This is a genomic window from Bremerella cremea, assembly GCF_003335505.1.
Taxonomy (GTDB): Bacteria; Planctomycetota; Planctomycetia; order Pirellulales; family Pirellulaceae; genus Bremerella; species Bremerella cremea_A.
Genome location: NZ_QPEX01000037.1, coordinates 115,398 through 124,853 on the forward strand (window position 1 = coordinate 115,398; position 9,456 = coordinate 124,853).

General features: G+C 54.3%; 13 protein-coding genes and 1 pseudogene. 5 read left to right on the top strand and 9 right to left on the bottom strand.

The window, feature by feature from the left end:
- Positions 1 to 449: 449 nt before the first annotated feature.
- On the bottom strand, positions 450 to 1,064 hold the full coding sequence (locus DTL42_RS26080) for a hypothetical protein (RefSeq protein WP_147274343.1): 615 nt from the start codon (positions 1,062 to 1,064) through the stop codon (positions 450 to 452).
- Positions 1,065 to 1,192: 128 nt separating this feature from the next.
- Here DTL42_RS26080 and DTL42_RS18625 point away from each other — a divergent pair, with 128 nt between their 5' ends.
- Positions 1,193 to 1,408: a hypothetical protein gene (locus DTL42_RS18625; RefSeq protein ID WP_114370777.1), complete on the top strand. Its 216-nt coding sequence runs from the start codon at positions 1,193 to 1,195 to the stop codon at positions 1,406 to 1,408.
- A 215-nt stretch (positions 1,409 to 1,623) separates the two neighbouring features.
- Complete coding sequence (locus DTL42_RS18630) at positions 1,624 to 2,058, top strand: hypothetical protein (protein ID WP_114370779.1); 435 nt, start codon at positions 1,624 to 1,626, stop codon at positions 2,056 to 2,058.
- On the opposite strand, the gene DTL42_RS18635 is transcribed toward DTL42_RS18630, so the two are convergent.
- The 6 genes from DTL42_RS18635 to DTL42_RS18655 form a co-directional block, all read right to left on the bottom strand.
- The gene (locus tag DTL42_RS18635; protein ID WP_158545454.1) at positions 2,033 to 3,145 is read right to left on the bottom strand and encodes a GNAT family N-acetyltransferase; all 1,113 of its coding nucleotides are present in this window, start codon (positions 3,143 to 3,145) and stop codon (positions 2,033 to 2,035) included. The two genes, DTL42_RS18630 and DTL42_RS18635, sit on opposite strands and share 26 nt — an antisense overlap.
- A complete protein-coding gene (locus tag DTL42_RS26390) occupies positions 3,124 to 3,303 on the bottom strand; it encodes a hypothetical protein (protein WP_158545455.1) in 180 nt (59 codons plus the stop codon). The genes DTL42_RS18635 and DTL42_RS26390 overlap by 22 nt, the downstream gene beginning before the upstream one ends.
- Before the next feature lie 13 nt (positions 3,304 to 3,316).
- A complete protein-coding gene (locus DTL42_RS18640) occupies positions 3,317 to 3,715 on the bottom strand; it encodes a hypothetical protein (RefSeq protein WP_114370783.1) in 399 nt (132 codons plus the stop codon).
- The gene (locus tag DTL42_RS18645; RefSeq protein WP_114370785.1) at positions 3,712 to 4,008 is read right to left on the bottom strand and encodes a hypothetical protein; all 297 of its coding nucleotides are present in this window, start codon (positions 4,006 to 4,008) and stop codon (positions 3,712 to 3,714) included. The genes DTL42_RS18640 and DTL42_RS18645 overlap by 4 nt, the downstream gene beginning before the upstream one ends.
- A 62-nt stretch (positions 4,009 to 4,070) precedes the next feature.
- Positions 4,071 to 4,268 carry a hypothetical protein gene (locus tag DTL42_RS18650; protein ID WP_114370788.1) on the bottom strand — a complete coding sequence of 66 codons (198 nt, stop codon included), beginning with the start codon at positions 4,266 to 4,268 and terminating at the stop codon, positions 4,071 to 4,073.
- Positions 4,265 to 4,525: a hypothetical protein gene (locus DTL42_RS18655; RefSeq protein WP_114370790.1), complete on the bottom strand. Its 261-nt coding sequence runs from the start codon at positions 4,523 to 4,525 to the stop codon at positions 4,265 to 4,267. Before DTL42_RS18655 ends, DTL42_RS18650 begins: the two co-directional genes overlap by 4 nt.
- A gap of 158 nt (positions 4,526 to 4,683) precedes the next feature.
- Here DTL42_RS18655 and DTL42_RS18660 point away from each other — a divergent pair, with 158 nt between their 5' ends.
- On the top strand, positions 4,684 to 5,034 hold the full coding sequence (locus tag DTL42_RS18660; RefSeq protein WP_114370792.1) for a hypothetical protein: 351 nt from the start codon (positions 4,684 to 4,686) through the stop codon (positions 5,032 to 5,034).
- Between the two features lie 92 nt (positions 5,035 to 5,126).
- On the opposite strand, the gene DTL42_RS18665 is transcribed toward DTL42_RS18660, so the two are convergent.
- Positions 5,127 to 5,765 carry a PEP-CTERM sorting domain-containing protein gene (locus DTL42_RS18665; protein ID WP_158545456.1) on the bottom strand — a complete coding sequence of 213 codons (639 nt, stop codon included), beginning with the start codon at positions 5,763 to 5,765 and terminating at the stop codon, positions 5,127 to 5,129.
- Between the two features lie 1,245 nt (positions 5,766 to 7,010).
- Here DTL42_RS18665 and DTL42_RS18670 point away from each other — a divergent pair.
- Positions 7,011 to 7,712: a hypothetical protein gene (locus tag DTL42_RS18670; protein WP_147274344.1), complete on the top strand. Its 702-nt coding sequence runs from the start codon at positions 7,011 to 7,013 to the stop codon at positions 7,710 to 7,712.
- A 6-nt stretch (positions 7,713 to 7,718) separates the two neighbouring features.
- Here DTL42_RS18670 and DTL42_RS18675 read toward each other — a convergent pair whose 3' ends face one another.
- Positions 7,719 to 8,315 carry a hypothetical protein gene (locus tag DTL42_RS18675; protein ID WP_114370797.1) on the bottom strand — a complete coding sequence of 199 codons (597 nt, stop codon included), beginning with the start codon at positions 8,313 to 8,315 and terminating at the stop codon, positions 7,719 to 7,721.
- 428 nt (positions 8,316 to 8,743) lie between these two features.
- Here DTL42_RS18675 and DTL42_RS18680 point away from each other — a divergent pair.
- Positions 8,744 to 9,456, top strand: a pseudogene (locus DTL42_RS18680) (hypothetical protein); the annotation flags it as partial.

Below are 9,456 nucleotides of genomic sequence, written 5' to 3' on the forward strand. Positions count from 1 at the left end.
TTCGGTAGCCAACAAGAGCTTGAGCAAAAAGCCCAAGCCGCCGCCATCAGGCGTGCCGCCCCATGAAAAGAACACAGCAAGCCGTGGAACCCTGCCCAACCGGCCAAGCTGCAACCCTTCAAACCGGCACAGCCTGCGAAGATCACGATGCAGAAGCCAACGGGTCACTCAAGCTGAGTTCTCATCGAATGTTTCAGGCGAGAGAACGGTGTATTCAACTGAATCCTTCCCTTTGCTGATGTAGTATCTGCCGCAAACATCGCAAACGACTACACTCGTTGCTGCCGTTTCAAGCAAATCTTCCGCACTCGATGGTGCAGCATCTATTGCATCGAAAACGGATTCCATGTCTCGATCCGAGATCAACGAGTATTCGTTTGGACACGGCACTGGCGACAGGTCAATCACGTTCCCGCACTTACAAGCTAGATTTGGCATTCTAAATCACCCTACTGCGGACGTGTGAACCACGTCAACACTCCGTTATTCTCAAACACCACCTGCTGGATCGCCTGCGCTCGATTCGATGTCTTGCCCCAAACTCGTGCAACAGTTTCACACATTACCCGTTCCGAGACATTGCCACGGATCGCAACTATTGGAGCTTGGGTTCCCTTGCGTTCGATTGCACGAGAAATCGACTTTGAATTGACCTGCTGAGGCGTGAATACGTCCACCCGGCCTAATCCAGAAATCTCAAGGTCCGCAGTTCGCACACCTTGGATTCCACGTTGCGATGCGGTCTGCAATCCTCTTGCATCGTAGCCATGCCGTGTGAAGACGTTGGCGACTGCGATCTCGTCTGCATCAAGGGTCGCACCAGCATCCATTGTTAGCCGGCCCTGACGTTGGATGAGACTTCTGTTTGGGGCAACAACATCAACACGGTTGAATAGTCCAACTGTAGCAATGGAAAGGGCATCGTTAAAGGCTATCCATCCTGGATTTGTTAAGTATCTTGAGAAGGCATCTGGATCTGCACCGGTGCTGCCATTGAGGCTAAGGGAAGTCGACTGGGTTAGTGTCAGCGTAAAGCCGGCGCCTAAGATACAATCCATCAGCAAAGCAAGAGGTTACCTGCCGGCGGTCGGGGTTACGTCACCATGCAGGCGTTGGCTACAGAAGGTGCGGTAGGTCCAGTTGTCGTTGGTGGAGTGACCTACGATGTGTTTTTCGATTGGGAGTAATTCAAGTGACGGAAGCTGATGCGATCGACATTGCAGTGAAGCACGCCGAACAGCAAGGCTGGCTTTGGCTTGAGCCGGTCGAGTGCAAACGGCGAAAACGTTGGCTATCCAATGCTGTCTATGTGATTCGCACGAATGCAGACAAACGTGGAGCCAACGTTGTGCTGACGATTGATGCGGTGGATGGAAAAATAAGAGAAGCACGCTTCCTCAGCCGGTAGCGTTCGGTTTCAAGCACTTGTTCACTGCCGAATCCCGTGGCAACAGGTTCACCTTCGATAGCATGGTCACGGCTTGCTACTGGCAACAAATGTTTGGCTTCTCGATTTTCATTCGGCATAATGGGTGGTAACTTCGATCTGCGGATGAAGGTGTAGGCATTGCACTGGAAAATCTGCGGCACCCCCCCCTCCCCTGCATAACGAATGGAAGTCCTATGGCAGTCGATTACAGGAACCTTAGCAAACACGATTTTGGCGACGACGAACATAGTTACCTAGGGCCAACAGCCACCGTTGATATCGACGGGCGTGTGGTAGCGCTCACTTTCGAGGAAGATTTGGTCTCGGACGAAACGGTCGACCTCTTCCGCCGATTGGCTCAAGGTTGGCTGGACAACATGCCCGCCATCTGCGCTGCCACGCAGCGGCACTTGCAAGTGCTGGGGCCTGATCACGAAGTCGAAGCGGGCGAGCTTGAGTTGTACGACATCACGCTTGGCTTCGAAGAAGGAACAGAAGCCCCCAGCGGAGTCTTTTTCAACTACCAACTGGAAGACGAACTCGATAGCGATCTTTGCCTTGAATTTCCCATCGAGCAATTTCAAGTCGATTGGACGAAACCGATTATTGTGGAAGATGATTTCGATTAGCGAACGTTGACTCTGGGGAACCGATCCACCGGAAGGTTGCGACGGCGCGGCCTTGCGAGGTTTTCCATTGGTCTTGGAACATGCCGCTCCCTTTGCGCCCCGTTTTCAGCAGCTTGCTGAACTGCCACTGGGGGCTACGATTGGCGTGCGCAACGATTGCCGGATGGCTGCCGCTGATGGTGATCAGTTCCGCCCCATCGTCTGCTAACAACTGAGCCACGCCATCGAGCATCGCGCTGCCTACGCCAACGCCTTGAAAGCTAGGTAGCGTTACCAAACGCGATATGCGAAAACGTTTTCGGTGGAAGTGATTCAGCACCGCGACCAGCGCCGCCGGTTGGTCTTCTAGCATGCCCACAAAACAACGGGCACACGGATTAAGCTGGCCATCTAAATAGTGATGCGGCGCAAACAAGGGCCACGCGTCACGACTGGCGGCGTAGATACGTAAGTCAAGTCGCGGTTGCCGAAGACACCTCCAAGTCAGCTCGCCCCGGTTCATATCCAACACCCAATCAGGCCGCAGCCAGGGGATCACATCTTGGTGACAAGTTACTGCCACAAACTGGCAACCAATTTGCCCCCGCTCGATTCCCTTCCGCAAGGCCAGCGAACCGAAGCGAGCGGTTTCGCGATCGACCACGCTCGAGTATTCGTCGAACGCTACGACCGGCTGGCCCCTTACTATGCTGCGGGCCAAGTCGGCGCGGAATTTCTCGCCGGTTGACAGAACATGGTACGGTTTGCACCACGTTGGCGGCGAACTGAGCCCGACCGATGTCAGCGTGCGCACCACTTCCCTGGCGGTCAGGCGTGAGGGGAAACCATCGACCAGCGCCGCTTCGCGGGGCCAACGAAAACTACGCACCAGTTGGTTGCCGTAAGCCGCTTGGGCCACCGTTGATTTGCCACTGCCTGATTCCCCCACGATCATCCCAACCTGCCACGCTTGGTCAGCGGAAGGGAGTTCGACAGAGAATTGCCGCGAAGTCTTTTCCGCCAAGGGAACGTCAAACATTCCGGCCACTGCTTGCACGCGAAACGAATCATGAACCGGGCACGCGACTACAGCATCAACAATCGGCATGGATATCCTTTCTGGCGAAGTTGCTCGAACAAAGCTTGCTGCTGGCGTTCGTCCTGGCATTCAACCACCACCTGATACAACGCCGGACAAGCCTGCTGCGGTCGATCTTCCGTCGCTTCGACGGGGCGATCTTCGGGCGGATGCGATTTACGTTTCATTGCCGGGGAACTTTCAAAAGGGAAGTGGTGTCGCCGCTTCTGCTGCGAAAACGGCGTGGGTTCCCTGCTCTGCCTGCCGAATTTCGTACTGTGCGATGGCTTCATGGCAAAGGAGGTCTCGATCGATTAACGGCGGTTTCTCGGCGGCCTCACGGGCCAGGTCTAGCTCGTCAAGCGCATGGAAGATGCGCATTTCCGCCCAGGCACAAATCTCGGGGCTCGAAGCCGACGAGAAGTGCATGCCGTGGGGGTCTTCCAACTGAAAGTCCACCACCTTACGGGCGATCACCTCGCTGTCGTAGCGATAACCAGGAATGCCGCTGCGGACCAAAATGGTGTAGAGCAAGCGGCAATCAAAAAGAACGCCAGCATGCTCGATGGCATCCAATGTCCGCTCCAGTAGAACTTTCATTCGTTCTCCTTTCGCATTGGGTTCGAGTGGAATGCAAACGAGTCGGTACGTCGTCGACGTTGGGCAACCTCTTCGCTACTGGGCGACGAGGTTTTAGGAGCGGCATGATTCGCCATTTGTTGCAGCAGTGATTGCACGCCCAGTAGTTCGTTTTCGATCGCCTCCAGTTCCACTTCCGAGGGAAGCATGCGATATGTGTCGAGCGCCTCTAATGCCTCAGCTATTCGCAACCGAGCAGCGCGAATTTGGTCTCGCAGGCGATCTTGGGCAAGCTGTCGTAAGAAATTCTGCATGAGCGATCTCCTGATTGGTTGATGTAAGAGGGGAATCGAAGCGACGTGGTGAAGCGGACTTGCTAATCACCTTGATGTTGAATGTGCTGCCGCAGGCCTCCTTGCAACCAAGCCGAGATCTTGCGGCGATTGTCTGGGGAAGGCTGCGGCTGCGAACGCGAGGCGAAGTTATCGCCACGAAATTGCCGTTCCTGCTCGCGGCGTTCGAGGTAGTCGTTCCGTTCTTCGCTGCTTAGCGATGTTGGTGGACTGAACGTCATTGGGCTGCCTCCGAAGGATTGCTGGCTGGCCCTGGCGGGTGCAATTTCTGGGCGATGTCGATCAGGCGGCGCGAAAATGGACAAGGCGGGCGACCTTGCGGCTTGGCGGGTTTGCAAAGACCAGACTGGGCAATTTCGTCCCAGGTCAGCTCGGTACTGCGAATGATCCGCTGAGCCGCTTTGTAATGCTTGCCGCACAACCCTCGGCAATGGGTGACGGCCGGACAGCCCGAGACAACACAAAGTTCTTGTTTCATAAAACCGTTCTCCAAAGCGTGACGCTTTAAGTTATGCCTCTAGTTTCTGAAAAGCGTGACGCTTTGTCAAACGTTTTCTTTGACTCTCTTGACGACCGTGGTAAGCTAAGATAGCGTCAAGTGTTGGGAATACTTCTGTCCACGAAAGCGTCTACACTATGGCCAAGAAAGCTAACAAGAACTCTACGTCCCGCGGGAAGCCCAGCTCTGGCAAGCCGAAGGTGCCCAAGGACAGCCGAGGCCGTGATATCGCGAATCGCGCCGAGACGCTGACCGCTGCCGAGATCGAATCGCTGGCCCGCGAGTTCTACAAGGTGTACCAACTGCTCCACGACTGCGCGAGCTTTATGAGCTTGAAACAGATCGACGAGATTCAAGCGATTGTTTCTGGCCTGAAGAAGAAGGCCCGCGAGTCGCAGAAATTGGCTAACTCGCAGATAGGCCGGAAGGTCGATGCCTGGGCGATTGAAATGGGCATCGAAGATCGTTTGGGGAAATTTAGCGGTTAAGCGGTGACAACGGCGCAAAAAAATGCCGACGAACGATCGGTACGATCATTCGCCGGCAAGTTGAATTGGTGTGCCGAGGGGGGAGTCGGTACTTACGCTACGGCAATTTCGCCCTGGCGACGTGATTTCCAGAACATGCCTAGTCCTAGCGCCAGCACGCCGATGCCAAACATGGCATAGGTGGAAGGTTCCGGCACGGCAACTACGGCGCTGGTGGCCATCAACGTACCATACTGATAGGAATGGGGCGAAGGGTTCAAGGAGTTGACTTTGAATTCGACTTTGTAGCCGGTGAACGAAATGATTTGATCATCGTTCAGAAAGTCGCTGAGCACGACGCCGAGCATGTTGCCGTACCCTGGCGAAGTCGCCAAGGTGGCAATGTAGGTGTTCGAGGCGCCATTGGTTCCTGAAAACCCGAGCAAGGTAACCGTCACATCGCTGATCGAGGAAAACGCGGTCGAATTCTCGGACAAACCAAGAAACAACGATTCGGTGCTACCAGCGCCGTTGATCTTTAAATGTTGGTCTGGAAAGAAGCTCGTCTCTAACGTAAGAGTTTCCCCTACTGCGACGCTGACTGGCGGTGCCAAGGATGAGGTTCCGGTGACCATGCTGCCGCCTGCATCTTGCAAGTCGAGGTCATAGGCGATCATGCCAGCTTCCGTTCGAGCAGTGACGAGCGACAGTCCAACAAGAACTGCCAAAACACTCAACCACTTACGACGCATAAAATACTCCTTGAGAAATTTAGATAGAAAACGCCGGCGGCGTTTCTGCATCCATGTCAATTAACGTAAGAAATAATGCCTAAAGAGTCTCTCTTTGTATTCGTACTCGGCCTGCCATTGGCCATAGGTTGGCAAGACAACGCTTGTCTTCATTGACAAGTGATTGTGCCCTGCCTGATTTGGTTGCCATACCCTTCGGAATCACTGCTCAAACTTGCCAAAGTGGCGAATTTGAGAACAACCGTTCGAGTGTGGCCTTTCCGAAACAGTTCAGAAGGTGAGAACCGGAGGTTGGGGCCACATTGGTTGGAAAGCATTTAGTAAATGGTGGGACAAATCGACTGATCTTAATGAATCAATCTTTGCCCAATCGTTGTAGCCTCTCTCTTTGCGAAACTCTACCCCCTCTTACGGCCTGCAGGTAGATTATTTTACATCTTGGCCGTATTTGGGTAATTTGGGGAGCTAAATCCGATATTGTTAAGTGCCACAGCAGACCTCCTCTTTATATCCCACCGAGACTTATCGACTGAGTTAGGGTGAAAACCACAAATGGCTACCGTGGGGCAAGCATTTTGGCAGCAAGCCGATGCCTTTGGCTTTCTGCAAAACACTGTCGCAAAGGTGGCACCCCATCATGGGTAGTGCGATCTTCCCTGAGACGGAGGTCTAAGAGGGAAGCGTCTGCGAGATGACTTAGCGCGGCTCAAACAGGCTGCTAGGCATGAACTGTTCCTAATAAATATTTCACAAGTTGTCATATTGTTTGAAGTGCTGTCCGACATCGTTTCTGCGACTTAGTTCGAGGCCCGATTGGTGCCGCAGAACCCTACGTAGGTTCCCCGCACGTCGCGCACGGCCGAGAAAGAACAGACGTGCAAGGTGAGCCCCAGCTTTAGCGAGTCGGAACTGCCGCTTTCGGTGTCCTGTCACGCTTGCCCCGAAGGAAAAACTACTTTCCAGGCTCTTAACCTCTCCGGTGGCTCAACATTCCCAGAGCTGCCCCACTTATGAGCGACATGGGCTTCTGGCGGTTGGTGAGTAGGCGATCAAAAGTTTGCTGAGATTTCGCGGAAAGCGTAAGATGCAGTTCCCCTTGGCGGGGCTCAGCTCATCTAAACTCGAGGTCGCGAAGTCCAACGCATCATGGAACAAGCGGGCCTGGCATGGGATGCCAGCCGTTTGTTGGGAACGTGTTTGACCGGTCGGCTTCTATCTCTTTTTTACAACTCGATAGGATTCGCCATGGACGCAGACGAACCCGTTACCGACCACGACAACCCTGACTTGCACGTCTCGGGGGAAGGAACCTTTGTCGATCCTCAATTGTTGTATCTCGATATCAAGCCAGAAAAAGTGGTGCTTATGCCACGCAAGATGTCGAAGTTCACGATCGTGGGCCTTAGCCTCTTGGTGACACCATTTTTTGCCGTTTTTGGCACGCTGGCGTTTCTTTTGGGTCGTAGTCCGTGGGTCGATGCCGGCCTGGTGGCGGCGGTGTGGCTGGTTACGTGCAGCCTTGGTACGGTGATCGGTTGGTATACCTATCGCGGATCGCTCGAAGGCCCCTGGTTGGTCATCGACCGCGTGAATCAGGTGTTTCACTTTCCTCGCCGTGGCGAGACGATTCCCTTTAGCAAGATCGATCACCTTCTCGATATCGGCACCTATCCTTTCCACCAAAGCATTTGGTCCTCCGATACTTGCGGCAGCGAGTTATTGTTGGTGTTGAAAGAGAACGACACGCTACAACGCGTACCCTTCTTGCGTAGCTCGAACGAAACAACCAACGATTTCCGTCACTTGGCCAATGCGCTGGCCGACTTGAAATTAGTACCAGTCAAACGAATTCGCGGCTTTAGCTATTCCCCGCAAATCCAGCAGCGCTGGCTGACCAGCGATTTACAGGGGGGCGCGTTGCCGCAAGCTGCCGCTAACGCCAGCTAAAGCTGCCTAGGGGACCGGCGAGAAAATTTGCTCGATCTCTTGCTGCGAAACAGGTTCGGCTCGATCAATTACGGCTTGCTGAGGGGCCAAAATGTGTTGAGAAAGGTAGCCCTGAAGGGCGACAAATTCAGGCGGAAAGTAATCGTCGCAGGTGACCACTTTTCGCTTCCCCTGGCTAAGAACGTGCATGCCGGCATACATTCCGTCGACTACTCCTGTGCTGTAACCATCGGGCATATTCGCGAAATTGGAATCTCGCAGTGCGTGTCCCAGATCCGACAACTCCTGCTCGCTGAGAGTAAAACTCGCTAGTCTCTGCTCGATGGAGCGAGGGTTCTTAATCGGCACATGAACGAGATACTTTGCCTCGCCGTTGCCATCGATTCGGAGCATGTTGAAGCCGATTTCAAAATGCCCTTCCACATAAAAAAATACGAACGACGGGGCCGGCACAATGGCATCGTTGCTCAATGTCGATGTAATCGGATAGACGTTCAAAGGGGACGAATCGTGCCAACGAACGATCTGTCCGGAAATCGCAAGCATCCCACCCAATAAGCTCATAAGGATCAACGCCAGCAAAAATATGGTCTTAATTCGCATGCATAAGGCCCGCCCGTTTTCGAGTCGATGGGATACCGTTACCCAAGAGACGAATTTCCGGCGGGCACGGTTTTCAGAAGCAAAAAACGGCTTGGCGAATCGTTTTCAGCAACCATCGCCAGGTTCTCTAGCTCGCGGCGACTGCGTAGCGCCGAAAGACAATCCGGCCCGCTAACTCTGGCGCAGAGAAAGCTGCTTGCACGCATAGGGGAGTTTTGATTAAATTTTCCTTAACAGAATACCGCTCTGGGGATGGGGGTGGCCTTTCTGGAAAGGGGTTGCTGCGATGCACTCTCTGAGTCGACCTCCCAAGTGATATCCCTGGCTATCATCGCCATAAGACGGGCAAGTCTCGGCGAGATGAGATGGAGAGCGAACGGTCGCTTACGTGCCAGCAAATTGACAGCCAGAGTCCGGGAAGCCCATGCATGGCCGTTCCGATTTCAAAAAACCAGCTTTACACCGAAATCTTAGGGATTCCGCCCCACGACTGCCCACCGAACCATTATCGCCTGTTAGGGCTTAACAACTTCGAGCGGGACCCGGCCACGATTGAAGTCGCCTTGAATGCCCGAGTTCAATTGATAAAAAATGCACGTCACGGTGCAGCAGCCGAGTCTTTCATTCGGCACGTCCAGGAAGTTGGCAACTTGCTGCTCACGCCCCATTTGAAAGAAGCCTACGACGGCATCTTATTGCAGCAAACGCTGAACCCTCCGGCCAGCGTTCCGCCGGCTCCTTATGGCTTGGCTCAGCCGCAGCCGGCACCGGCACCGGCTCAGGTTCCCTTTCCTGGACAACCCCACGCCTATTCTGCCGGGCAACAGCCAACGCCCACTGCCCCCGCTGGCAGCGTTCCCCGGGCGACTGCGCCCGCTAAACAATCGAAGCCACGCCCCAAGTTGAAACGAACGGGCATTCATGTGCCGGTTTGGGTACGGCTTGTTATCATTGGCATGTTTGTCGCAGCCCACGGAGCCATTTACTGGTACGCTTACGACTACCTCAATAAACCCGTCAATTCGCCCACAGGGGAACTCTCGCAAACGCAAGATCCTGCGACCAATTCGCCCCCCGTCGGCGAAACGGCGAACACCGCCAACGAGCAAAGCGTTTCCCCCCCCCCCCCCCCCCAGCCCCC